Origin of the sequence: Streptomyces sp. NPDC006261, assembly GCF_040613515.1 — a bacterium.
Taxonomy (GTDB): Bacteria; Actinomycetota; Actinomycetes; order Streptomycetales; family Streptomycetaceae; genus Streptomyces.
In genome coordinates this window covers 73848-96595 of record NZ_JBEXSI010000004.1, presented here as the reverse complement: position 1 = coordinate 96595, position 22748 = coordinate 73848, and the positions used below count along the sequence as shown (strand labels likewise).

The 22748-nt window shown below is 70.8% G+C and carries 28 protein-coding genes; 27 read left to right on the top strand and 1 reads right to left on the bottom strand.

Annotation, left to right across the window (positions count from 1 at the left end):
- The first annotated feature begins 16 nt into the window (after nt 1-16).
- The 3 genes from ABZ154_RS03680 to ABZ154_RS03670 are packed head-to-tail and all read left to right on the top strand — an operon-like array spanning nt 17 to nt 1314.
- Nucleotides 17-571, top strand: coding sequence for a WhiB family transcriptional regulator (locus tag ABZ154_RS03680; RefSeq protein WP_356828679.1), 555 nt, complete (start codon nt 17-19; stop codon nt 569-571).
- A gap of 23 nt (nt 572-594) precedes the next feature.
- The gene (locus ABZ154_RS03675; RefSeq protein ID WP_356828677.1) at nt 595-1119 is read left to right on the top strand and encodes a hypothetical protein; all 525 of its coding nucleotides are present in this window, start codon (nt 595-597) and stop codon (nt 1117-1119) included.
- Nucleotides 1120-1122: 3 nt separating this feature from the next.
- Complete coding sequence (locus tag ABZ154_RS03670) at nt 1123-1314, top strand: hypothetical protein (RefSeq protein ID WP_356828675.1); 192 nt, start codon at nt 1123-1125, stop codon at nt 1312-1314.
- A gap of 188 nt (nt 1315-1502) precedes the next feature.
- Here the strand turns inward: ABZ154_RS03670 and ABZ154_RS03665 are convergent, their stop codons facing one another.
- Complete coding sequence (locus tag ABZ154_RS03665; RefSeq protein ID WP_356828673.1) at nt 1503-1922, bottom strand: FxLYD domain-containing protein; 420 nt, start codon at nt 1920-1922, stop codon at nt 1503-1505.
- A 395-nt stretch (nt 1923-2317) separates the two neighbouring features.
- On the opposite strand from ABZ154_RS03665, the gene ABZ154_RS03660 reads away from it, so the two are divergent.
- From ABZ154_RS03660 to ABZ154_RS03545, 24 genes are all read left to right on the top strand, one after another.
- The gene (locus ABZ154_RS03660; RefSeq protein ID WP_356828671.1) at nt 2318-3112 is read left to right on the top strand and encodes a DUF2637 domain-containing protein; all 795 of its coding nucleotides are present in this window, start codon (nt 2318-2320) and stop codon (nt 3110-3112) included.
- Between the two features lie 4 nt (nt 3113-3116).
- A complete protein-coding gene (locus tag ABZ154_RS03655; RefSeq protein ID WP_356828669.1) occupies nt 3117-3257 on the top strand; it encodes a hypothetical protein in 141 nt (46 codons plus the stop codon).
- Nucleotides 3258-3265: 8 nt separating this feature from the next.
- Nucleotides 3266-3835, top strand: coding sequence for a hypothetical protein (locus tag ABZ154_RS03650; protein ID WP_356828667.1), 570 nt, complete (start codon nt 3266-3268; stop codon nt 3833-3835).
- Nucleotides 3832-4341, top strand: coding sequence for a hypothetical protein (locus ABZ154_RS03645; protein ID WP_356828665.1), 510 nt, complete (start codon nt 3832-3834; stop codon nt 4339-4341). Before ABZ154_RS03650 ends, ABZ154_RS03645 begins: the two co-directional genes overlap by 4 nt.
- The gene (locus ABZ154_RS03640) at nt 4341-5015 is read left to right on the top strand and encodes a hypothetical protein (protein WP_356828663.1); all 675 of its coding nucleotides are present in this window, start codon (nt 4341-4343) and stop codon (nt 5013-5015) included. Before ABZ154_RS03645 ends, ABZ154_RS03640 begins: the two co-directional genes overlap by 1 nt.
- Before the next feature lie 118 nt (nt 5016-5133).
- Nucleotides 5134-5511 carry a hypothetical protein gene (locus ABZ154_RS03635; RefSeq protein WP_356828661.1) on the top strand — a complete coding sequence of 126 codons (378 nt, stop codon included), beginning with the start codon at nt 5134-5136 and terminating at the stop codon, nt 5509-5511.
- Nucleotides 5512-5673: 162 nt separating this feature from the next.
- On the top strand, nt 5674-6171 hold the full coding sequence (locus tag ABZ154_RS03630; protein WP_356828659.1) for a hypothetical protein: 498 nt from the start codon (nt 5674-5676) through the stop codon (nt 6169-6171).
- A complete protein-coding gene (locus ABZ154_RS03625) occupies nt 6168-7514 on the top strand; it encodes a hypothetical protein (protein ID WP_356828657.1) in 1347 nt (448 codons plus the stop codon). The genes ABZ154_RS03630 and ABZ154_RS03625 overlap by 4 nt, the downstream gene beginning before the upstream one ends.
- 8 nt (nt 7515-7522) lie before the next feature.
- On the top strand, nt 7523-9847 hold the full coding sequence (locus ABZ154_RS03620) for a phage portal protein (RefSeq protein ID WP_356828655.1): 2325 nt from the start codon (nt 7523-7525) through the stop codon (nt 9845-9847).
- A gap of 2 nt (nt 9848-9849) precedes the next feature.
- Entirely contained in the window at nt 9850-10029 is a 180-nt protein-coding gene (locus ABZ154_RS03615) for a hypothetical protein (protein ID WP_356828653.1), read from the top strand.
- A 2-nt stretch (nt 10030-10031) separates the two neighbouring features.
- Nucleotides 10032-10373, top strand: a complete 342-nt coding sequence (locus ABZ154_RS03610) for a hypothetical protein (protein ID WP_356828651.1) — start codon at nt 10032-10034, stop codon at nt 10371-10373.
- Nucleotides 10370-11017 carry an HK97 family phage prohead protease gene (locus tag ABZ154_RS03605; RefSeq protein WP_356828649.1) on the top strand — a complete coding sequence of 216 codons (648 nt, stop codon included), beginning with the start codon at nt 10370-10372 and terminating at the stop codon, nt 11015-11017. The genes ABZ154_RS03610 and ABZ154_RS03605 overlap by 4 nt, the downstream gene beginning before the upstream one ends.
- 224 nt (nt 11018-11241) lie before the next feature.
- Entirely contained in the window at nt 11242-12558 is a 1317-nt protein-coding gene (locus tag ABZ154_RS03600) for a phage major capsid protein (protein WP_356828647.1), read from the top strand.
- Between the two features lie 41 nt (nt 12559-12599).
- Nucleotides 12600-12890: a hypothetical protein gene (locus ABZ154_RS03595; protein ID WP_356828645.1), complete on the top strand. Its 291-nt coding sequence runs from the start codon at nt 12600-12602 to the stop codon at nt 12888-12890.
- A gap of 87 nt (nt 12891-12977) precedes the next feature.
- Nucleotides 12978-13574 carry a hypothetical protein gene (locus ABZ154_RS03590; RefSeq protein WP_356828643.1) on the top strand — a complete coding sequence of 199 codons (597 nt, stop codon included), beginning with the start codon at nt 12978-12980 and terminating at the stop codon, nt 13572-13574.
- A 23-nt stretch (nt 13575-13597) separates the two neighbouring features.
- On the top strand, nt 13598-14017 hold the full coding sequence (locus tag ABZ154_RS03585) for an HK97 gp10 family phage protein (RefSeq protein WP_356828641.1): 420 nt from the start codon (nt 13598-13600) through the stop codon (nt 14015-14017).
- A complete protein-coding gene (locus ABZ154_RS03580) occupies nt 14017-14466 on the top strand; it encodes a hypothetical protein (protein WP_356828639.1) in 450 nt (149 codons plus the stop codon). The genes ABZ154_RS03585 and ABZ154_RS03580 overlap by 1 nt, the downstream gene beginning before the upstream one ends.
- The gene (locus ABZ154_RS03575) at nt 14463-14798 is read left to right on the top strand and encodes a hypothetical protein (RefSeq protein ID WP_356828637.1); all 336 of its coding nucleotides are present in this window, start codon (nt 14463-14465) and stop codon (nt 14796-14798) included. The genes ABZ154_RS03580 and ABZ154_RS03575 overlap by 4 nt, the downstream gene beginning before the upstream one ends.
- A gap of 44 nt (nt 14799-14842) precedes the next feature.
- The gene (locus ABZ154_RS03570) at nt 14843-15421 is read left to right on the top strand and encodes a phage tail protein (RefSeq protein WP_356828635.1); all 579 of its coding nucleotides are present in this window, start codon (nt 14843-14845) and stop codon (nt 15419-15421) included.
- 97 nt (nt 15422-15518) lie between these two features.
- Nucleotides 15519-16085 carry a hypothetical protein gene (locus ABZ154_RS03565; RefSeq protein ID WP_356828633.1) on the top strand — a complete coding sequence of 189 codons (567 nt, stop codon included), beginning with the start codon at nt 15519-15521 and terminating at the stop codon, nt 16083-16085.
- A 142-nt stretch (nt 16086-16227) separates the two neighbouring features.
- Entirely contained in the window at nt 16228-19737 is a 3510-nt protein-coding gene (locus ABZ154_RS03560; RefSeq protein ID WP_356828631.1) for a hypothetical protein, read from the top strand.
- Nucleotides 19737-20591, top strand: a complete 855-nt coding sequence (locus ABZ154_RS03555; protein ID WP_356828630.1) for a hypothetical protein — start codon at nt 19737-19739, stop codon at nt 20589-20591. The genes ABZ154_RS03560 and ABZ154_RS03555 overlap by 1 nt, the downstream gene beginning before the upstream one ends.
- 9 nt (nt 20592-20600) lie before the next feature.
- Nucleotides 20601-21551, top strand: a complete 951-nt coding sequence (locus ABZ154_RS03550) for a hypothetical protein (RefSeq protein WP_356828628.1) — start codon at nt 20601-20603, stop codon at nt 21549-21551.
- On the top strand, nt 21533-22747 hold the full coding sequence (locus ABZ154_RS03545) for a hypothetical protein (protein WP_356828626.1): 1215 nt from the start codon (nt 21533-21535) through the stop codon (nt 22745-22747). The genes ABZ154_RS03550 and ABZ154_RS03545 overlap by 19 nt, the downstream gene beginning before the upstream one ends.
- The last annotated feature ends 1 nt before the right edge of the window (nt 22748 follow it).

Genomic DNA, 22748 nt, shown 5'->3' with positions numbered 1-22748 from the left:
CCGCCGAGGAGCGACCATGATCACCCTGCCCGAGTTCCTCGACGGAACCACCCCCCACTGCACCCCCAACACCGCCCACCTCTTCGACAGCACCGACCCGAAGGACGAGGAGCAGGCACGGGCGATCTGCGCCGACTGCCCTCTCCGCCCCGCCTGCGCCACCCACGCCCTCACCACCCCCGAGGACCACGGCACCTGGGGCGGGCTGACCGCCGGGCAGCGCCGCCGCATCCGCAACCCGGACGACACCGCGTGGCTGGACCACCAGGGGCGCCTGCGGGTCGCCTGCGGCACGTACAAGGCGCTCCAGGCGCACCTGCGCTACGGAGAGACGTGCGGCCCGTGTAGAGCCGCACAGGCCGCCCGGACGGAGCGGGCACGCCGGGTCGCGCTCGCTGTCGAGCACGAGGCGGGGGGCACCGTCACCGGGGCCGCGATCCACCGCCGGTTGGGCGAGCCGACCTGTGTGCGGTGCCGTGCCGCGCAGGCCCGCCAGTCCGCCGTCCAGCGCGCCGCCCGCCGCATGGCCCAGCAGCCCGAGCAGCAGCCCGGGTTGGCGATGGCGTCATGACCACCACACCGAGAGGCCCAACCATGCCCACCGACCCGAACCACCGCGCCCTACTCCGGGCCGTCGCGTCCCTGACGACGCAGGTCAAACGCATCGCTGACCACCTCGCCGACGGAACCGCACAGGACGCGTTCGCCCTCGTACCGCCCGTCGTCACCGACGACGACGGGGCGCAGACGACGGGCGACGACACCGGTCCGTTCGCCCTCCGCACGATCGCCCACTGGGGGCCGGTCTGCGAGTCCGGACGACACCTTGCCCACGCGTCGCAGACCTGCGAGGAGGCCGACGCCTTCACCGAGTACGTGCAGACCTGGGCGCAGATGAACAGCGCGGCCGAGTGGAGGAAGACCGCCGCCGTCTACAGCGGGCTCCACACCACCGCCGAAGACGAGGTGAAGCAGCTCCGCGCCGAACTGGAGGAGGCCACGGCCGCCATCAAGCGGGTGCGCGACGTGCAGGCGTGGCTGACCCGGAACTACCCAGGTCTCAAGGAGCCCGCCTCGCGCCTCTTCCTGGCCTTGAACCCCGCGAACAAGGAGGGCTGACCCGTGGCCGACTGCATCCACCACGTCGCCATCTGCACCACCTGCGGCGGCCTCGAAGCCACCCGCCTGGACAAACTCCCCGGGGTCACCAGCCTCGCCATCACCTGGGGCGACGGCACCACGTCCACCACTTCCGGCGATGTGTTCATCGGCCCGGCAGGCGAGCCGTGCGAGAAGGGCACCGACAACGTCTGACGCAGCACAGGCACAGGCGGTACGCTGGCCGCCTGTGGTCCTCTTGCCGAGAGGACGACGGGACACCGCACAGGGGAGCCCTCCCGGCCAGTGGCCTAGGAACCAGAGCCGGAACGGGGCTCCCTTCGCATTGACGCAGCACAGACGCCCGTCACCCACCAAGGGCGACGGGCGTCGTCACGCCTTCGTCAGGACGCGTACCGGGTCACCTTCGTCACCCGACACGACACCTTCCCCGACACCTTGTCGAGGGACTGCGCGTCCTCCTCAACCTCCTGCCCCGCCGCCACGTTGTTCGACGCCGCCATCGCGTCACCCAGGCGCTTCCCGGAGCCGTCCACGAACTCGACGGACACGATGTAGTTCGACGTCTTGCTGCTCCGGTTGGTGATCAGCACGTCCGCCTTCGGCCACCCCGTCGCGTCGCTCACCTCACACCCGGTGATCTTCACATCCCCCTCGGCACCCGCAGGCGCCTTCGCCTCCGGAGCAGCAGCCCCCTTCGACGGCGGCGCCGTCACCTCCAGCACCTCACCACCCGTGTCGCCACCGCTGTCCGACCCGCCCAGCGCCACGCCCACCACACCCAGCACAACGACCAGGCCCACAACCCCAAGGCACGAGAACCCGACCACCTTCCCGGCCGACGACTTCTTCGGCGCCGGCGGCTGCCCACCCCAACCCGACGGCTGCTGCCCCCACTGCGGCGGCTGGCCCTGCGGATACTGCTGCGACATACGTCCCCCTGGGATCTCCGTCTACGTCCGCGCACCGTACGACCCGAGCGGACCCGGCGTCTCCGGAAGTGGCAGAACCGTGACGACGACGCGACGACGACGTGCCCCTGACGGGCCGTCTGGACGACGACGACGCCCGTCAGTTAGGCTGCTGCTCGCACCGACACCGATAGCAGCGGGTCGGACCAACAACCAAAAAAAGCGGGCCCAGACAACGCGGATAGCAGCCGCGGTCTGGACCCTCACCACAGGAGATGTGACCTCCCATGGCTGACCAGCACTTTAGCGTGCCGCCCCCCGGGCCCGGCACCCACCGCACCACCTCGATCGGCCTCGCCATCGCCGCCGCCGTGATCATCACCGGCATCACCGGCATCGCGTTCTGGCTGAGCTACCACCACCTCCACGACGTCGCCGCCGCACACGGCCTCGGAGGAGACCCCGCACGCGCCTGGGCCTGGCCCGCCGTGCTCGACCTCTTCTACCTCGCCGGAGAGCTGCTGATCCTCCGCGCCTCGTGGCTCCGCACCGTCGACTACTGGGCTATCGCCCTCACCGCACTCGGGGCCGCCGGGTCCATCGGCCTGAACGTGGCCGGCGTCGGGGCGGGGGCGCAGCCGCTGGAGTACATCGTGGCCGCGGTCCCGCCGGTCGCGGCGCTCCTCGCGTTCGGTGCGCTGATGCAGCAGGTCCACCGCTGGTTCGACCGGACGCCCGTCGTCACCCCGTCGACCAGCGTGGACACCCCCGTTGTCGAGCGGGCCGAGACCCCCGTCGAGCCGGTGGCCGCGGTCGCCCCGCCGAAGCCGCAGCAGGCCCCGGCCATCGAGGCACCCACCGCGCCCGCACCGATCCGGTACCGCGACCCCCGCTGCGCCACCCTCCGCCCTCTGTACGACAGTGGCGCCCGCCCCGGCACCGCAGCCATGCGTGACGCGCTCATCGCCGCCGGCCACGGCCGCGTCGGAGACTCCACCATCCGCGGCACCATCCGCGCGGAGATCGAGGAGCACGAGCCGCACCTGGCCGCCCTGCCGTCCGCCGTCGGCCGCACCGCGTAGACCGGTGGCCGCGTTCTTCGTCGGCTCCACCGTGCTCAGTCTCGTAGGCCTCGCCTACGTCTGCTGCGACAAGCTGCCCCGCATCACCGGGAGCGTCGCCTTCGTGCTCACCATCGCCGCGTTCGGCGCGGCCATCCTCCGCTGAGGACCCCCATGCCGAAACCGATCATCCCGACTCGGATCATCCCCGGGGGAGCCTCGCTGCCCCCCGGGCCGCCGACGCCCGGCGCCGTACCGCCGTGGCGCGCACCGGCGCCCGCCGCGCCGCCCACTCCGCCGCCGGCCGCCCCTCCCGCCGTACCGGCGGCAGCCCCCGCGCCCCCGCCGCCGCCTCCGACTCCGCAGGTCCACGTCCACCTCGTCGCCCCGTACTACGAGGAGCACGAGCCGACCCGCCGCGAACGCCTCTGGGCGTGGATCACAAGCATCGGCCGGCCCTGGCAGATCGCCGCCGCCCTGATCCTCGCGTTCCTTCCGATCCCCGGCGTCGGCTACTCCGTCGCCACGATCTGGGCCTCCGTCGTCACCACCGCCCGCGCCGAGTACGGGCAGGCCAACGCCTACGCCCTCGCGCTCACCCCGCTCGCCATCGCCCTCATGCGCATCGTGCGCGGCGGCGGCACCCTCCGTCGCCTCCTGCTCCTCGCCGTATCCCTCGTCGGCCTCATGGGCGCCATCGACCTGTACGACCCCGTCACCTGGATCACCGGAGTCCGACCGTGAACACCACCACCACCGGCGCCAGCCTCGCCGCCTGCGCCATCGCCATCGCCATCCTCGGCATCCAGCTCCGCAAATGGTGGGTCGGCGGGCGCGCCTGGAAAGATCTCCTCCCCACCATCCAGGGCTTCGTGACCGGAGCCCTCGCCACCATCTGCGTCGGCGGCCTCGGCGGCTGGCTCGCCGGATGCACCCGCCAACTCGCCAACGGCAGCGGCAGCAAGGCCGTCACCGGCGTCACCGGCAGCGACTCCAGCTCCCCCATCGCCGCATCCTCCCTGGGCCAGCTCACCGAAGAGGGCGGCGTCGTCGTCTTCCTCCTCGCCGTGCTGCTCTTCGTCACCTACAAGGCCGCCAGCAAGGAGGACAAGGGCAAGCTCCTCGGAGCCATGGCCGCCGGGATGATCCTCTGCGTCACCGCCGGGGTCGCCGGGATGCTCGACGGGCTCCCCGGCCTCGTTAACGGGCTCGGACTGTCCGGCCGCAACATGCTGGAAGGGAACGCCTGATGAAGCCGACTGCCATGCAGCGTCGCGCGCGGACCCTCACCCACGGGCAACGCCTCCTCCTCCAGCGCCTCACCGCCCGGGCCGCCGCCTGGGTGCGCGCCGGCCGCCGAAACGACCTCGACGGGCTCGCCGCGGTCCTCGGCTGCGTCCTGCGCCTCGCCGTCCTCGCCGCCGGGGCGTACGGGGCGTGGTGGGTGGTCCGCCGGTGGCCCTCCGTGCTCTGGGTGCTCGTGCCCGTGTGGTGCTGGGCCGCGATCCGCGCCATCCCGAAGGAGACCGCCGAGCAGCCCGACGGGGACGCGAAGGGCCCCGAGCCCGCTCCGGCCGCCGAGGCCCCGCCTCTCCCCACTCTCCAGGACATCCGTGAGGCCGTCTCCCGGGTCGGCACACCGCACGCCCATCTCGCCGTCCTGGCCGAGGCGCTGGGCACCACCACCGACCGGGTGCGGGAGGTGCTTGCCGAGCACAGCATCCCGGTGGAGCCGGTGAGGATGCGCGGGAGGGGCTCCAGCACCGGTGTGAAGGCCGACCACTCCCCCGCCCCGGCCGCCGCCCCAGAGGGCGTTGTTGCCGCAGGTCAGCCCGCCAACAACAACATCAACAATACGACCGTGCAGCACCACGCGGGAGGGGCGCACATCACCGTCACCCCCGCCCGACAGGAGGCCCACTGATGGCCCTGGAGAAGCAGATCAGCATCGGCGACCTCGCCAAGCGCAACGCGCAGTCGCAGCAGAAGCGGGCCGCCGAGAAGGCCAGCAACAGCACGCCGAAGAAGGGATGATGAACCCCATGACCGAGACCCGCTCGACGCCACTGGCCGACATCCTCAGCGTCACCACCCCCCACCTGCTGTCCGCCCGGCAGATGGACGGCCTGACCGATCTGCTGAACTGGATGACCGGCGACGAGCTCAATACGTGGCAGCTTCCCCGGGCCGCCGACGAGTGCGCGCCCGCGCTGATCGCTCAGCACCCCGTGCTGGACGGCCTGGTCCCGCCACCCGGGTGCAGCAAGCCCGCCCTGCGGGTGTGGCTGGCGTCCGCCGAGCGGCAGCACGGCACGCACCTGGACGTGGCCCGGATCTCGGGCTGGGTGCACCAAGACCCGGTGCAGGAGTTCTTTGACCGAGCCGAGCTGGCGAACCTGGCTGTCACACCCCCGCAGTAGCCTGACCCGCATCCACATTCGCGCTGCTGACTGCTGCGCTGCGGACCGAGGCCCCACCGCCAACCCCCCGACGGTGGGGCCTCACCATGCCCGCGACCAACACACCTCATGATCCCGGTACGCCCGAAATCCGTACCCTCCCGGGCAGGAGGAGGTACGGACATGGACGACCCGAGGGCACGGCCGCGCGGCGGCGACGGCCAGTTCCTGCGCTCCCTCACCACCGCACAACGCGACGCACACGCCGCCGAACTCCGCGCCAAAGGCTGGACCTACCGGCGGATCGCCGCCGAGCTCGGCTGGAAGCAGGGCGCCGACGCGTACAACGCCGTCCAGCGTGTCCTCAAGGAGACCGTCCGCGAGGCAGGCGAGGACGTGCGCACCCTGGAGCTGGAGCGCCTCGACCGGCTGGAGGCCGCCGCCAACGAGGTGCTGGAGCGCGAGCACGTCACCGTGTCCAACGGCCGCGTCGTCTCCCTGAACGAGATGCCGCTCCCCGACGACGGGCCGGTCCTCGCCGCGATCGACCGCCTACTGAAGATCCAGGAACGCCGCGCCAAGCTCCTCGGCCTGGACGCCCCGACGAAGCAGAACATCAGCATCAGCCCCGAGCGGGCCGCTGCGCTGGAGCAGCTCGTTGAGGAGCTGGGCGAGCAGTGACCGTCACCGACCTGCGCGACCGCCTCGCCGGACTGACCGAGCAGGAAGCCGACCTGCTCGAGGAGAAACTCCGCGCCAAGCTCTGGACGAAGCGGTGGAACGCCTGGACCCCATACCCGTGGCAGGTCCCGCCGGACGAGATCCCCACCATGGGCTGGTGGCTCCAGCTCGGAGGGCGCGGCACCGGCAAGACCGACGGGTGTGCCCGCTACATGGTCAACCACGTCAACGGCCCAGCCTGTGACCCCCGCCTCCGTGGTGGCCACCGCATGGCCATCGTCGCCCCCACCCAGGGCGACGCTGTCGAGGCCTGCGTCAACGGCCCGTCCGGGCTCCGCACCCACGACCCCCGCGTCGTCCTCCGCACCACCGCCGGCGGCACCTTCGCCCGGTGGCCCAACGGCGCCGAGGCCAAGCTGTTTGGAGCGCACAGCCCAGACGACATCGAGCGCCTTCGTGCCGGTGGCAACCGGTGTCTCGTCTGGATGGAAGAGGTCGCCGCGCAGCGACGTCTGAAGGAAGCGATCACCCACTCGGAGATGGGGCTCCGCATCGGGCCGAACCCGCACTACATCGGGTCGACCACCCCGAAGCCCCGCACCGAGATCATCGAGCTGACCCACCGGGCGGACGTCATCCGCACCCAAGGGCGCACCCGCGACGCCATCCATCTCCCGCAGGACATGCGCGACTTTCTCGTCCAGAAGTACACCGGCACCCGCATGGAGGCTCAGGAACTCGACGGGATCCTCCTCGCTGACATCGAAGGCGCCATGTGGTCCCGCGGCAATCTCGACACCACCCGCGTCGGCGCCGCACCCCCAATGACCCGCGTCGTCGTCGCCATGGACCCCGCCGCCACATCCGGCGACGAGTCCGACGAGATGGGCATCATCGTGGCCGGCCTCGGCCAGGCGTACATCCCCGACCTGAACGGGACGTCGCGCCGCCACGGATACGGGCTCGATGACCTGTCCGGGCGGATGCCGCCGATCGAGGCTGCCCGCCGTGCGATCAAGGCGTACCACCACCACCGGGCCGACGCCATCGTGGCCGAGGTCAACAACGGCGGCGACTGGATCGGCACCGTCATCCGGCAGATCGACCCCACCGTCAACTACCGCACCGTGCACGCCAGCCGCGGAAAGCTCACCCGCGCCGAGCCGGTGTCAGCCCTGTCGGAGCAGCACGCCCTCCACATCGTCGGGAGCCTGCCGGAGCTGGAGGAGCAGCTGGTGACGTGGGTGCCTGGCGACGCCAGCCCGGACCGGTTGGACGCCTGGGTGTGGGCCATCACCGAACTCATGCTCGCCCCCGCTGGCAACACGGCCGCGGTCGTCTAGGAGGACACGTGGGATACAAAACGGGAGCGATGCGCCGGGCGGCCGAGCGCCGTGCCGCGTACGGCCTGGACAGCCTCCGCGACCGGCAGCCCATCACCGTGGCGGCGGTCGGCGGTCAGCAGTCCCTCACCCTCGCCGTGGACGCTGAGGCCCGCGGCTACTCCAACAGCGCGGTTGCGTACCGGTGCGTCGCCGCCATCGCCGACAACGGGTCGTCCGTACCGCTCGTGGTGCGCCGGCCGGACGGGTCGGAGATCGAGGGCCACGAGGTTGCCCACCTCTTCAACAAGCGGCCCAACCCGCTCATGTCCGCGCGCGTCTTCAAGAGCCTGCTGCTTCAGCAGGGCGAGCTGGCCGGCCAGGCGTTCGTGTGGCTGGACCGTGGCGAGACCGGTCAAGGCCCTGTGCAGGAGATGCACATCGTCTTCGACCAGGTCGACGTCATTGTCGACAAGCCGCTCGCGCAGCGGCCGAGCACGGCGGACGTGATCGGGTTCGTGATCCGGCGGGCGGACGGGCAGCAGGTCCCGGTGCTCCCGGAGGAGATGCTCTGGTTGAGGTATCCGCATCCGTTCGACCCGCTGGGCTGCCTGGCCCCGTGGAAGGCCGCCCGGCACGCGGTGGACATGGACGCGTACGCCCGCGAGTGGCAGCGCTCCTCGTACAAGAACGGGGCGACCCCGTCCGGTGTGGTGTACGTCGGCGAGATGGAGGAGGGCGAGTTCGCCGCGACGAAGGCGGCGTGGCGCAGCAGCATGCAGGGCGCAGCGAACGCCGGAAAGAACCTCCTGGTCCGCGGGGCGCCCGGGTCGCAGGGCAAGGGCGGCATCGGGTACCAGCGGATCACGCTGACCGCTGAAGAGATGGACTACCTCGAGTCGCGGATGGCGAACGCCGACGAGGTCATGATGGCGTTCGGCGTCCGGCGGGACGTGCTGACCGGAGGGTCGACGTACGAGAACCAGACGGCGGCGGTGGCGGCCCTGTGGTCGCAGACGATCAAACCGAAGCTGGAGATCATCGGCAGCGAGATCGACCGCGTCCTCCTGCCCAGCGACAGCGAGGAGGCCGAGTACGACCTGTCCGGTGTCGAGGCGCTGCAAGAGGCGCAGGACTCCGTCGCCAACCGCACTAGGGCGCTCGTCTACTCCGACACCTACCTGATCGACGAGGCGCGGGCCGCGGTCGGCCTGGACCCGCTGCCGGACGGGAAGGGCCAGCACACCCTGACCCCGTACCGCGGCCAGTTCGCCCCGGTGCCGGGCCTGCCTGCCGGTGACGGCGGGTCCCGGGCGTGGGACGTGGACTTCTCCCGGTTCGCCCCGTCGGTGCCGGACGTCGGGCCCGTCGTCGAGCGGGCGGTTGAGGCGGCGCTGGCTCGGCTGCTCGGTGGCGTTCCGCCGCAGGTCGACGGCCCGTCGGCGCCGCGTCGTCGGGAGCTGACGCGTGCAGGCGACGCCCCGTCGCCCCTGTCGCTGGCGGAGATCAACGAGGCGTACGACGAGTTGGAGGCTGCCGGGGTTCGGGCGGTGCGGGCGCTGGCGCGGGAGCAGCAGGCCCGGGTGCTGCGGGACTTCGACCGGCTGATGAAGAAGCCCCAGCGCAGCAGCGACTGGCTGACCGAGGTCCGGGCCGAGGCGTGCGCCCTCGCCCGCGAGCAGCAGCTGGTGCTGGCCCCGCCGGACCTGGACGTGGTGCCGGCCGCGCGGGCGACGGACATGGACGTCGCGACGGGGCCGGAGGGCTGGGAGGAGCGGATCAAGGTCCGTGACATTTTCGACGGGGGGTACTGGCGGCGGGCGACGCGGGCGGCGCTGCGCCCGTTCGTTGAGCGGGCGTGGCGGCGCGGCGCGGTCAGCATCAGCCCGTCGTTCGACCTCGACGAGCCGGACGTGGCGACCGCGCTGACGGACCGCATCGACGAGCTGGCGGGGCAGGTGACGGCGACGACGGAACAGGTGCTCCGGTCGCAGCTCCTCGCGCACGGTGTCGCCGACGGCGAGTCCGTGCCCCAGCTCCGGGCCAGGATCCAGCAGGTGTTCACGAACCTCTCCGACTACCGGGCGACGATGATTGCGCGGACGGAGACGGTGGGCGGCTACTCGCAGGCGTCGTTCCTGGCGGCGCTGGATCAGGGTGCGGTGCGGAAGACGTGGGTGTCGACGGACGACGCCCGGACCCGCCGGACGCACCGGGCGGCGCAGGGCTCCACCGTGGCGATGAACAAGCGCTTCGAGCTGACCCAGTCCCGGTGGCCTGCCGACCCGGCCGCGCCCGCCAACCAGTCCATCCAGTGCCGATGCTGCTTGACCTTCGAGTTCGAGGAGAACTAACCATGCCCGCTCGCTACACCCCCTGCCCCAGCGGCAGGCATCGGGTCCACCCGACCATGTCGTGCGAGGAGGTAGGCGATCGCTCCTGGGACCCGATCACCGGCTACCGCACGGAAGAAGAGATGGCCGCCAACCCGACCCAGTGCACCGGCCTCCTCGGTCCCGCCCCAAGGGAGTCCTGACCATGGCCACTCTGCTGCGGGGCGAGGTCCCCGTGATCCTCCAGCCTGCCGGGACCGCCCAGTACAAGGGGGCGTACTGCCCGCCGGGGGTGCCGTTTGCCGAGGTGCGGCGCGGCCCGTTCGACGGGAAAGCCGACATTGTCGTCCGCCCCGACGCCGACGGGGAGCTGCCCAGGCACGCCACGTTCGGCAACGGGGCCGTCGTCTACGAGTACGACGGGCGCGACGCCAAGGGGCGGGCGGTGTACCGGTACGCACCCCGCCTGTCCCCGTCACACCAGGCCGTCATGGACGGCGTGGCCGAGGTCTACGCCGACAACGCACGCAAGGGAGAGCAGCGATGACCGAGCTGGAGTTCCGCACCTTCGACACGCACGAGTTCCGTGTAGGCGAAGACCAGGACGGCACCTTCGACGGGATCGCCTGCCAGTACGGCAAGAAAGACAGCTACGGCACGACCTTCCACCCCGGCGTCTTCAAGCGCGGCATCGACAAGGGGTCCTACGCCTACCTGTGGATGCACAGCCCGTACACCCCCATCGGCACGTTCCGCGCCGACGAACAGTCCAACCTGCTCCACATCGCTGGCCTGTACGACGACACAGCAGACGGCCGGGACAAGCGCGCCATGGCACGCTCCGGCAGCGCGCGGGAGCTCAGCGTGGGCTTCATCCGCACCGACCTCCCACCGTGGGAGAAGATCGCCGAGATGGGCGACGACGACCGAGCCGACGTCCTCGACAACATCCGCTCCGCCCGCCTCGTCGAGGTCTCCCAGATCACCGCCCGCATGGCCGCCGTCCCAGGGTCGAAGTTGAAGACCGTCCGGTCCGCACTGGGCGCTCTGTACTCCGAGACCGGAGAACCGACGCTGGCCGAGCGCCTCGCGGACTACGACCGGGAGCACGGGCGCGACACGGAGATCCTGCACCGGCAGCAGATGGAGGAGCGCCGCCGCCGGGCCGCGCTGCTGAAGCTGGGCGTCTGATGCCCGGCCGACGACGCAGGTAGACGCCCGTCCGCCGTGCGACCAACACACCTCCCCCGCACGCACTTGCGGAATCGATCTACTCTCCCCCCATCCGGGCCGCTCACACCGGACGTAAAAGCCGCGAGCACGCCGGGCGCGATCCACCGGCCGTGAAAGACGGACCGCAGACACCCAGACATCTGGGCGGCTGCGAGCCGTCCACGGACCGGAAGGACGCCGCGATGAATCGCTCCTCGCTCCCGCGTCACCCCCGGACCGGAGTCCGCGCAGTCGGCATCGTCGGCGGACGCCCGGTCTACCCCATCAAGGGCGGGGCACCCACCCTCACCGAGCAGCGCGACGAAGTCATCCGCCTGCTCCAGGACGAGAACTACGACGGCGACCTCGACGAGCTGAACAAGCGCGCCGACGAGATCACCGCGAAGATCGAGCAGGCCCAGCAGCGCGACGCCCGACTCCGCAACCTGCGCGCCGCCGCGCTCCCCGCCGGCGACCCGCAGCCGCAGGACAACCAGCGGCACCAGCCGGGCATGCAGCCCGATGACCAGGGCCAGCCCCACCCGGTGTCGGCCGCCGAGGCGTTCATCCGCTCCAAGGCCCTGGAGACGTTCCGAGGCAACGGCAAGCGCGGTCAGTTCTCCGTCGACGGCATGGACTTCCGCGCCGCGCCGGCCGGGACCGTCACCACGGGCACCCAGCCGCAGCAGAACACCCGGGTGCCGGGGATCATCCCGAACAACCCGGACTTCCCGCTTCTGGTGGCGTCGCTTCTGGACCGGCAGTCCTCGGACGGCACGACCCTGGAGTACATGCGGGACACGTCCGGCCCGCAGTCCACCTGGAACAAGGCCGCGGTCGTCGCCGAAGGTGCCGACAAGCCCATGAGCGGGCCGTTCTCCTTCGACCTGATCAGCACCACGCTGAAGACCGTCGCCCACTGGGTGCCCGTCACGAGGCAGACCGCCGACGACAACGCTCAGCTCATGGGCTACATCAACGGCCGGCTGACGTACGGCCTGGACTACAAGCTCGACCGGGAGATCCTCACCGGCTCCGGCACGACCGAGATGCAGGGGATTCTCACCACCCCGGGCATTGGCACGTACCAGCCTGGTGTCGGCTCCACCGACGTCAAGCTCATCTCGGTCCGCAAGGCCAAGACGCAGGGCGAGCTGGCGATGTACCCGCCGACCGCCGTCGTCCTCAACCCGATGGACTGGCAGGACATCGAGCTCGACGAGGACGCCAACGGTCAGTTCCGCGTCATCGCGAACGTCACCGACCCCGGCGCCCCAATGCGCCTGTGGGGCCTGACCGTCGTCACGACCGTGGCGATGGCGGCCGGCACCGCGCTGCTGGGCGGGTTCCGGACCGGCGCGACCCTGTGGGAGCGGCAGGGGATCACGATCCTGATGACCGACTCCCACGCGGACTACTTCACCGCGAACACGCTGGTGATCCTCGCTGAGCGCAGGGCCAACGTCGCGGTCCACACCCCGCAGGCGTTCGTCCGCATCACGTTCGCCGCGGCGACCTGATCCCCCGCCCCCAGCCCATCTCTCACGTGAGGAGTGGCCTCATGGCCGCACGCAAGGACACGCCGAACGATTTGCCGGAGCAGTCCACGCCGGCGGCAACGATCCGCACCCAGGAGTACAGCGCTGGCACCGGCTGGGAGGTCGGCCAGACCGCGCCGGAGGACGCCTACCGGGCGCTGGACGTGTCCGGGTCCGGTGAGCCCACCGGCCCCGTCGTGAACAAGCACCCGGGCGGCTACGCCCGGCAGATCGTCACGAAGGGTGCCCTGGTCACGGCGGGCGTGAAGCGTGAGCTGGACGCCGCCGAGGCCGAGCAGGACGGCGAGGGCTGACCTGTGGCGTACTGCTCCGTGGACCAGGCTCGCGCGGCTGGCTGCACCGGCACTGACGGTGAGGTCGCCGCGTGGGCTACCGCTGCCATGGAGCAGATCCACCGCTACACCCAGCAGTATTTCGAGCCCACTGTGGCGGTGGTGGTGGCGGACGTGGCGCCGGACGGGACAGCCCTGCTCCCGCGCCGCGTCCGCTCGGTCACGTCGGTGACGCCCGTCGTCTCCGGTGACGACGCCCCGTCGCTCCCGTCGTCGGCGTACCGGGTCACGTCAACTGACGTGCTCGGTGGTGTGGACGCGGTGCACCTGCGGTGGGGCGGCTACGACGACCTCGTGGTCGGGGCCGAGTCGTACAACGGTGGGTGGCGTGGCCTGTTCGACCGGTGGGGAGCCGAACAGGCCCGCATCACCGGGACATTCGGTTTCGCCGAGGTGCCGCCGCTGGTGGCCCAGGCGTGCGCTCTCCTCGCCGCCGACATCCAGGCCAAGGCTGCCCCGTCCGACGCGGACAGCGCGGCCGCGCCCGGCCTCGACGTGGACGACGAGGGCAACAACGTCCGCATCGAGAACAACGACGAGGAGACGACGCCCGTCGCCCCGTCGGCATCCACCGGATCGACGCAGGTAGACGCCCTGCTGGTCGGCTACCTCAACCGCGGGCACTCCATGATCGGCGGTATCTGATGGCCGCCTCCGGATCGTTCAGCATGGATGCCCGCCAGTTTGAGCGCGGGTTGCGCCGGTTCGTCGGCCGCCTCTCGACCGAGTCGAAGCGCGCCGCGGACAGGACCGGCACCCGCGTACAGAACGAAGCGCGGCGCCGCGTCCGGGTCGACACCGGGCGGCTGCGTTCTTCGCTCGTATCCCGGTCCGAGGACCGCGGCCGTACGTACGACGTCACCGTCGGCACGAACGTCAACTACGCCGAGGCAGTCGAGAAGGGCACCGAGCCTCACCGCATCTACCCCCGCACCAAGGCCGCCCTGTACTGGCCTGGCGCTGCGCACCCCGTGGCGTACGTCGACCACCCGGGCACCGCGCCCGCGCCGTTCCTGGCCCCGGCTATCGCGATGGCTGAGACGTTCCTGCGCGAGGAGCTGGCCCGTGCCGGAAGGCGGGTCCGCTGATGGCCGCCACCACGTCCGGTGCGATCAAAGCCCGACTGGAGTCCCTCGCCTTCGGGGTGCCCGTCTTCCGCGACGGACCCCGCGACGGGCAGGACCCGCCGTTCGTCGTCGTCACCAAAGCCCTGTCCGTCGGCATGGACACCGCCAACGGCGACTTCGGTGACCCGGACGCCGAGCTCACCATCGTCGAGAAGGTGGCCGTCGACCTCGTCGAGACCGCCCGCACCAAGGCCACCGCCGGGACCGCGAAGGCAGTCGAGCGGTACGGGCTGGCCGAGTCCATCGCCCACGCCCTGCACGGGCACCCGCTCCCCGCGCACCCCGCGAAGGTCACCGCCGTCCGCGTCACCGACATCGACCGGTTCCCCATCAAGGACAACCGGATCCGCACCAGCATCACCGTGCAGATCCACCGGGTCCTGCTCCGCTCGGAGGTGACCCCCGCATGACCGAACCCGTCCAGCCCACCGTCACCGTCTTCGACCTCCCCCGCGACCTTGTCGTCGGCCTCCTCGGTGCCGCCTGGCCCCCCGCGCCCGGGTCAACCGTCGTACGCATCGACCCGGCGGCCGGGGTCACCGACGGCGGCATCAGCGTCTACACCACCCCCGGCCGGCCCGGCACCACGTGGTGGCTCGTCGACGGGGTCATCCCGCCGCAGGGCGCGTGGGTGGGTGGCGAAGTGCTGGCGGCGCTGATCCCGGGCGCGGTCGCTGAGCTCATCCCTGTCCCGGAGCCGGAGCCGCCCCCTCACGACGGCTGGTTCAGCAGCACTGAGTAGCCCACCCGCCCGGGCCGAACCCCGGCACCAGGAAGGAACACGCAATGCCTATCTCCCGAGTGACGAAGCTGTACGCCGTGAAGGACGCGAAGATCGCGCCGCTCCTCACCGACCCCGCCGGGGGCACCCCGTCGTACGGTGCCGCGATCGACGTGCCCGGCATCAAGAGCATGGAGATCTCCGGTGACGTGGAGGTCAAGGAGCTGCGCGGTGACAACCAGCTCCTCGACTCCGACAGCTCCCTGACGAACGTCACGGTGTCGTTCCCGTACGCCAAGCTCAGCCTGGACGTGCTGGCCGCGCAGCTCGGTGGGGACGTCACCGACGCCGGAACCACGCCCGCACAGTCGACGACGTGGGACCTCGACACCGAAGCCCGCCCGCTTCCCTTCAAGCTCGTCGGCGCGACCCCGGTGGGCGGCGGCGACCAGATCGGTGGCGACGTCCACTTCACCCTCCACAAGTGCATCCTCAGCAGCTTCCCCGGGCTGGGTCTGGCCGAGGAGGACTACCGCACGATCGAGTCCGAGGCGCGCGCCGTGCCGCTCATCAGCACCGGCAAGTGGCTGTCCGTGACGATCAACGAGACGGCCGTACCGATCCCGACCGACGCCACCCCGTGAACCCCGGGCGGTCGCGGACCTCCGTCTACCCCGCGACCGCCCGGCCCACCACCACCTCCCGTAGGCCGAAACCCGGCACTCACCCAGGAGCGACATCGTGACCAGCCCCGCACCCCTCACCAGCCTCGGCCGGACCGTCACCTTCACCGACGGCACCACCGCCCAACTCCGCTACAGCCTCGGGGCACTGGCCCTGCTGGAGCAGCGGCACGGCGGCATCGACGGAGTCCTCAAAACCTTCGAGGGGATCGACGGCAAGGACGGTCTCAGCGGCGTGATCATCGGTCCGATGCTGGAGCTGATCGGCGCCGGGCTCACCGGGTCCGGCGGGTTCGTGCCGCACTTCACCGAGCGGGTGTCCACCGTCCGGGAGGAAACCCCCGACGGGCGCAAGACGTCCCGGGACGTGCGTGAGGTCACCGCCGTCCGCTACGTCCGCGCCAGCGACCGCCGCGAGCTCGGTGACCTCCTCGACTTCAACACCTTCGACCAGCTCACCGACGCCATGACGGCCGCGTTCGCGGAGGCCTTCCCCCAGGGGGAAGAGGCGGCCCCGGCGGGGCCGTACACCGACGTGACGCTCCCCGAAACCTTCCGTGGGACGAGCTCTACTACCTCGGCACCGTCCGCCTCGGCCGCACCGATGACGCCTTCTGGCACCTGACGCTCGCCCAGCTCCTCGCACTGGCAGACCAGCACCGGCACGCCGCAGGCACCGCCGGTGAAAGCCGCCCGACTACACCCGCTGGCGGCGAGTCCCTCCTCGGATTCGCTGCGATGCGCCGCACCTGAAGGGAGGTGACCGCATGTCCGACGACCCGGACCTCACAGGCAACATCCGGCTCAACCTGCGCCCCCTCATCGAGGGTCTGCGTTTCGCGCAGGCGGTCACCCGCCGGCAGATCCGCAACATGGTGCGGGACGCCAACCGCAGCCTGAACGACCTGGACACCAGCGGCATCCGCAACCGGCTGTCGACGATGGCCAGCGGTATCAACCTGGGGCCGATGGTCGCGGGGATCGGCCGTGCGGTCGGTGCGGCCGGGAGGCTCGCCGTCCCGTTCGCCGCAGCCGGGGCCGCCGTGGGCAGCCTCGTGCCGCTCCTCGCCGGAGTCCTGTCCACGCTGGCACAGATCGCCCCAGCCGCAGGCCTCGCAGCAACCGGTGTCCTGGCCGTCGGCCTCGCAGCCGGCGCGATGAAGATCGGCATGATGGGCGTCGGCGACGCCCTGAAGAACGCGTTCGACCCTGACTCGGCCGAGGCCTATGCGGAAGCGCTGAAGAAACTGGCGCCGAACGCCCGCACCTTCGTCGAGACAATCCGGTCGCTCGGCCCCCAGTTCGACAAGCTCAAGCTCAAGATCCAGAACAATTTGTTCGAGGGCCTCGGCAAGACCCTGAAGCAGACCGCGAAAGCGGCCGGACCGGACCTGTCGCGAGCACTGACCGGGTCGGCTGGTGCCCTGAACCGAATGGGTCGGCAGGTCCTCAACACGGCCACGGGGCTGGCGAAGAGCGGGGCGCTGGGGAAGGCGCTCGACTCGGCCACGATCGGCCTGCACAACCTCATCCCGCTGCCGGCCACGATCGTGCAGGGTCTCGTCCAGATTGGTGCCGCGGCTGGTCCCGCGTTCGAGCGGTTGACGAAGCGGGGCGGCAGCGCCCTGGAGCGCCTGTCGGCTCGGATGACGAAGGCGTTCGAGTCCGGGGCCATGGAGCGGGCGATCGAGCAGGCCATCGACCTGCTGGGTCAGCTCGGCCGGGTGATCGGCAACGTCGGCGGTATCTTCAAGAACCTCTTTGCTGGCGTCACGCAGGACGGGCAGGGCCTGTTCGGGACGCTGGAGCAGATCACCGGGTCCCTTCGTGAGGCGACCGGGACGGACGGGTTCCAGCGGGCGCTGCGTGCCCTGTCGGAAACCATGGGGACCGTCGCGACGACGGTGGGCCCGCTGCTTGGGCAGGCCCTTGCGGTCCTCGGCCCGGTCGTCGAGAACCTGGCCGGCCCCGTGCAGCTGCTGGTGACGACGCTGGGCGACGGGCTGAGCCGGGTCCTGACCGCGCTGGGGCCGGTGCTGGCCGAGGCGTCCGCGACGTTCGGTGAACTGGTCGTCGCCCTGCTGCCGTTCGTGGAGCTGGCCGCCACCCTGATCGCCGCGATCCTCCCGTCGCTGACGCCACTGTTCGAGACGCTGGGCCGGGTCATCGGGGAGATGGCCCCGTTTCTGGAGCAGCTGGCCACGAACTTCGGTGTGCAGCTGCTGCCGATTCTGGAGCGGCTGCCCGAGGTGCTGGAGGCCGTGCTGCCCGTCTTCGAGCGGGCGGCGGCCGAGATCTTCCCAGAGCTGACCCGGGTCCTGGCGGTCCTGGCCCCGCACCTCGAGGATCTCGCGGTCGAACTGGGCGACCTCCTGGTGCAGCTGGCTCCGATCATGGCCGATTTCATCGAGTTCGCCGCGATCATCCTGGGCAAGCTGGCCCCGGTGATCGGCCCGATCCTCGGTGGTCTCCTCATCGCCCTGACGGGCACGCTGCGCCTACTGGCGGATGTGCTGGAGGGCACAGTCCTCCCCGCCCTGCGCACCCTCGGCAAGGTCATGACCGGTGATTTCTCCGGGGCGCTGAAATCAACCGGGGTCAACGCTGGCGCGATGCGGTCGACGGTCAGCACGGCGTTCAACACCATGGCGGGCAACGCCATCGGGTCCGTGGCCCGGATGGCTTCAGGCGTCGGGCAGGAAGCGGCGCGTGCGGGCACGCGCCTGTACTCCGGTGTGTCAACGGGTGTGTCCCAAGCCCGGACGCTGCTGGGCAACCTGCCGTCCATCGCCCGCGGCGCGATGTCGGGGATGGCGACCGTGCTGTACTCCGCTGGTGCGTCACTGATCGGCGGTCTGATCTCCGGGATCAGCTCGAAGATCGGCGAGGTTCGGGCGAAGCTCAGCGACCTGACCAGCATGATCCCGGAGTGGAAGGGGCCGCGGCGTAAGGACGCGACGCTCCTCACCCCGGCCGGGCGGCTGATCATCCAGGGGCTGATCAAGGGGATCACGGCGACCACGCCGTACCTGCGGTCGACGTTGAAGGCGGTCACGAACGACCTGAAGAAGTTCACGAGCCAGTCCCTGTTGAAGGGGTTGACGGGGTCGACGTCGCAGATGAGCGCGGCGATCAAGTCCGTTACGTCGAAGATCAAGAAGGCGTTCGGCACCGACATGCAGCGCGTCATCGACGCGGGCAACTCGAAACTCGCGTCCCTGGCGAAACAGCGCGCGGCGATTGTGAAGCGCCTCGGCACCACCCGCACGAAGTCGGGGCGCCAAGACCTCAAGCGGCAGATCGGCGCCATCGACCGGCAGGCGGCGGGACTCCGGCGCGAGATGTCCGTGGCGAAGGGCGTGCAGAAGGCAGGGGCAGCGCTCCAGCGGGTCGTGGACGCGCAGACGAAGCGGCTGACGCAGCTGGCCAAGTCACGCGACGCGATCGTGAAGCGCCTCGCTGACGCGCAGAAGAAGCTCACCGACCTGAAGACGGCGCGTACGCAGGCGGCGCAGTCGATCACGTCGGGGATCCTCTCGGACGCGAACATCACCAGCGGGAACCCCCTGGTGAACGGTGTCGGGGCGATCACGATCGGCCTCCAGCTGGCGGTGAAGAAGGCCAAGGAGTTCGGGGCGAACCTGGCGAAGCTGAAGAAGGCCGGGTTGCGATCCGACCTCCTTGGTGACATTGGGAACGCCGGGCTCGACGGGGGCGCCGCGACGGCCGCCGCCCTGGCCAAGGCGACTCCGGCCGCGCTGAAGCGCATCAACGAACTCCAGGCCCAGTTGGCGAAGTCGGCGAAGGGGACGGGCACGTCGGTGGCGGGCGCCCTGTACGACGCCGGGGTGAAGGCGGCGCAGGGGCTGGTCGACGGGCTGAAGAAGCAGCAGAAGAACATCGAGAAGCAGATGACCGCCATCGCCGCCGCGATGGTCAAGGCCATCAAGAAGGCGCTGAAGATCAAGTCGCCGTCCCGGGTGTTCATGGGGATCGGCGAGATGTCCGGGGCCGGTCTCCAGGAGGGCATGCTGCGGTCCCGGCGGGCGGTGGCCGCCGCGTCCGCGTCGATGGCGTCCGCCGCTGTGGGGGCTGCTGACGTGGCATCCCGGGCCATGTCCACCATCCCCGTCCCCGGCGCCCTGACCGCCGCCTACGCGGGCGCAGCGGGCGGCAGCAGCGACACCTACAACATCAACATGTATGGCGCTCAGGCCACACCCCGCGAACTGATCCACGAGCTGTCGTGGCGGGGCCTCGTAGGACGGAGAGGCTGATGGCCCAGCAGCGAATCGGCCGCATCGAGTGGGGCCCCCTGTCGTTCGGGCCCGGCAGCAGGTACCACGTCACCTCAATCGACGGCCTGGACGACATGCCCGACATCCGGGCCGAGGACATGGAGCGCCCCGGCCAGCACGGCGACTACACCGGCCCCGACCACACCACCGCCCGCATCATCCAACTCGGGCTCGGCCTGCGCGCGGACAGCCCGGACGGACTCCGGGATCTCGTGCTCGCTCTGCGGGCGGCGACGCAGCCGCAGCGGCAGCCGGAACCGATGCGCCTGCTCGATCAGGACATCGTGGTTTTCGGGAAGGTCCGGCGCCGCAGCATCCCGTACGACGCTGAGCACCTGTGGCGTACCGGGGCGGCCGCGCTGGAGCTGTACTGCGCAGATCCGTACCTGTACGGGCTCGTGGAGCACTCAGCCTCCACGACCGCGTACTCGCCCTCCGCCGGCCGCACGTACCCCCTTGTGCATCCCAGGACGTACGGCGCCACTGGGGCCTCCGGCCGGATCTCCGCCTACAACGCCGGCGCCTCTCCGGCTTTCCCTGTGCTCCGTCTGGACGGGCCGGTCGCGAACCCTGCGGTGGAGCAGGTGGAGACCGGGGCGAGCATCACGATCGACGGCACCCTCCAGGCCGGGGAGTACCTGCTGATCGACACGCGGACGCGGGCGGTCCTCCTCATGGGGTCGACGCCGCGCCGGCAGTGGGTGCGTGCCGGATCTCAGTGGCCGCTCCTCCAGCCGGGCGACAACACGTTGGCCTACCGGGGCAGTGCGCTGCCTGGCGCCCCGGATCAGGCATCCCTACTCACCGTCACCTGGCGCGACACCAGCCTGTAAGGAGTTCCCGTGGCACTGATCAACCCTCCGGCATGGATGCAGGCCGAGGCATACCCCGCCCGCACCGACCGGCTCGCGCTGACCGCGCTGCTCTCGTACCCGGGGTTTGCCGTGGACGAGTCCCGGCCGATGCGGATCCGGCAGGGCATCAAGCCGTCCTACCAGAACCAGCAGCTGCGGGTGCGTGCGGCGACCACCCCGAACATGACCGTGATCGTCAGCGGCGGGTTCGCGATCATCGACCAGCACGACACCGGGGGCAGCGGCACGTACATCGTCGCGAACGACGGGGACGTGACGCTCACCGTGCAGCCCGCTGGCGGTGCTGGCCAATACCGGCGGGACACCGTCGTCGCCTCGGTGTACGACGCGGAGTACGCCGGGTCGGTGTCCGAGGCCCGGCTGGAGGTGATCCAGGGCCCGTACGCGGCGACCGCCGGAGCGACGGTCCGCGGGTCCTTGCCGCCCAACGCGCAGATCCTCGCGGACCTGGCGATCGGCCCAACCCAGCCCAGCGTGGCCACCGGGAACATCACCGACGTCCGCCAGTACACGGTGACCGCCGGAGGAATCGTGCCGGTCTCCTCGTCGGTGGCACCGAACCGGCTCGCCCCGGGCCAGATGCTGTACGTCACCGATCTGGACCAGTTCCAGTACGGGCGGACCAACGGCACGATCGGCACCGTCTACCCGAACCAGCGGTACCAGCAGGGGTCCGTCCCCGTCACCTGGACGTCGGGCACCGCCGGAACGTGGGTGCAGGTGGACGTCACGTTCCCGAGTCCCTTCGCATCCGTTCCGAACGTGCATGCCACGCCCCAGGCCGCCATCCCGTCTGTTGGCGGCACCACCACCCTGATGTGGGGCGTCTCCGGCGTGAGCACCACGGGCTTCAGCCTTCGCGCGCTCCGGTCGACCTCGTTCACCGGGCAGCCGTTTGCTTGGACGGCATTCCAGTGACGGCCCTCATGCAGGAGATGCTGGGGCTCTCCGTCGACCAGCCGCAGCCGGACCACACGTACACGTACCTGTTCTGTGACCTCCTCACCGACGCGATCCTGGCCGAGCTGCCCCTGTCCGGGGTGACGTACTCGACGGAGCTCAACGGGATCGGGACGCTCACCGCGACGGTGCCGTACGCGGACGACACCCTGCCCCTGGACCCGGAGACTGCCACCACCCCGGGCCGGACCGCCCTGTACGTGGACCGGGACGGCGTCATCGTGTGGGCGGGCATCGTCTGGACCAGGGAGATCGTCAAGGGCGGCAAGGCCATCCAGGCGGCGGAGCTGCTCAGCTACTACACCCGCCGGTACGTGAAGACCACGCTGTCGACGGACACGTCGCTGCTCCTCAACACCGCGTACGTGCCGACCGGGCAGCGCCTGTACACCGACCAGAAGTACATCGTCTGGTCCCTGCTCCAGTACGCGCACGCGCAGCCCAACGGGAACATCGGGATCAGCACTGCACAGCTGGTTGCCCCTGCGCACGGCGTGCCCCGGATGGTGTCCTACTTCCGGTTCGAGCGGCCGGAAATTTACGGGAGCATCGCCGAACTCGCGGCGGCCGACGACGGATTCGACTTCGGGATCGAGGTCGGGTGGAACCCGGTGTCCAACAACAACCCGCCCACCCGGTACAAGCGGGCCCGCACGTGGTTCCCGCGGCGCGGCCGGCCCGCCGACCAGTCGGGCTTGGTGTTCGTGAAGGGCGGGTCCGGCGGGTCGATCCTGGATTACGACTGGCCGGAGGACGGGACCGCGTCCGCGACCGAGGTGTCGGCGGTGGGCGACGGATCTGGTGAGGCGCGGGTGACGTCGGTGCGGCAGGACGCTGACCGGCTGGCGGCGGGGTGGCCGCTGCTGGAGCAGGTCACCGCGTACGAGGGTGTGATCGACCAGGCGCGGTTGGACGGGTTGGCGGCGGCCGAGCTGACCGCCCGGAGCGGCGCGCAGACGCAGCCCACGTTCACCGTCGCGGCCGACGCCGACCCGGTGTTCGGGTCGTACGAGGTGGGCGACGAGGCGCTGTTCGTGATCGACCCGGAACCGACGACGCCGGGCGGCCGTGAGGGTGTCCTGCGGATCGTGAGCATCGAGGTCACCGCCGCGACCGGGCCTGAGCGGGTCCGCCTTACCTGCGCGGCGGCGTGAG

Bases quoted from the DNA above. Each gene is read 5' to 3' on its own strand.
- ABZ154_RS03680 (WP_356828679.1), top strand. From the start codon at position 17: ATGATCACCCTGCCCGAGTTCCTCGACGGAACCACCCCCCACTGCACC.
- ABZ154_RS03675 (WP_356828677.1), top strand. From the start codon at position 595: ATGCCCACCGACCCGAACCACCGCGCCCTACTCCGGGCCGTCGCGTCC.
- ABZ154_RS03660 (WP_356828671.1), top strand. From the start codon at position 2,318: ATGGCTGACCAGCACTTTAGCGTGCCGCCCCCCGGGCCCGGCACCCAC.
- ABZ154_RS03650 (WP_356828667.1), top strand. From the start codon at position 3,266: ATGCCGAAACCGATCATCCCGACTCGGATCATCCCCGGGGGAGCCTCG.
- ABZ154_RS03640 (WP_356828663.1), top strand. From the start codon at position 4,341: ATGAAGCCGACTGCCATGCAGCGTCGCGCGCGGACCCTCACCCACGGG.
- ABZ154_RS03635 (WP_356828661.1), top strand. From the start codon at position 5,134: ATGACCGAGACCCGCTCGACGCCACTGGCCGACATCCTCAGCGTCACC.
- ABZ154_RS03630 (WP_356828659.1), top strand. From the start codon at position 5,674: ATGGACGACCCGAGGGCACGGCCGCGCGGCGGCGACGGCCAGTTCCTG.
- ABZ154_RS03615 (WP_356828653.1), top strand. From the start codon at position 9,850: ATGCCCGCTCGCTACACCCCCTGCCCCAGCGGCAGGCATCGGGTCCAC.
- ABZ154_RS03610 (WP_356828651.1), top strand. From the start codon at position 10,032: ATGGCCACTCTGCTGCGGGGCGAGGTCCCCGTGATCCTCCAGCCTGCC.
- ABZ154_RS03605 (WP_356828649.1), top strand. From the start codon at position 10,370: ATGACCGAGCTGGAGTTCCGCACCTTCGACACGCACGAGTTCCGTGTA.
- ABZ154_RS03600 (WP_356828647.1), top strand. From the start codon at position 11,242: ATGAATCGCTCCTCGCTCCCGCGTCACCCCCGGACCGGAGTCCGCGCA.
- ABZ154_RS03595 (WP_356828645.1), top strand. From the start codon at position 12,600: ATGGCCGCACGCAAGGACACGCCGAACGATTTGCCGGAGCAGTCCACG.
- ABZ154_RS03590 (WP_356828643.1), top strand. From the start codon at position 12,978: ATGGAGCAGATCCACCGCTACACCCAGCAGTATTTCGAGCCCACTGTG.
- ABZ154_RS03585 (WP_356828641.1), top strand. From the start codon at position 13,598: ATGGATGCCCGCCAGTTTGAGCGCGGGTTGCGCCGGTTCGTCGGCCGC.
- ABZ154_RS03580 (WP_356828639.1), top strand. From the start codon at position 14,017: ATGGCCGCCACCACGTCCGGTGCGATCAAAGCCCGACTGGAGTCCCTC.
- ABZ154_RS03575 (WP_356828637.1), top strand. From the start codon at position 14,463: ATGACCGAACCCGTCCAGCCCACCGTCACCGTCTTCGACCTCCCCCGC.
- ABZ154_RS03570 (WP_356828635.1), top strand. From the start codon at position 14,843: ATGCCTATCTCCCGAGTGACGAAGCTGTACGCCGTGAAGGACGCGAAG.
- ABZ154_RS03560 (WP_356828631.1), top strand. From the start codon at position 16,228: ATGTCCGACGACCCGGACCTCACAGGCAACATCCGGCTCAACCTGCGC.
- ABZ154_RS03555 (WP_356828630.1), top strand. From the start codon at position 19,737: ATGGCCCAGCAGCGAATCGGCCGCATCGAGTGGGGCCCCCTGTCGTTC.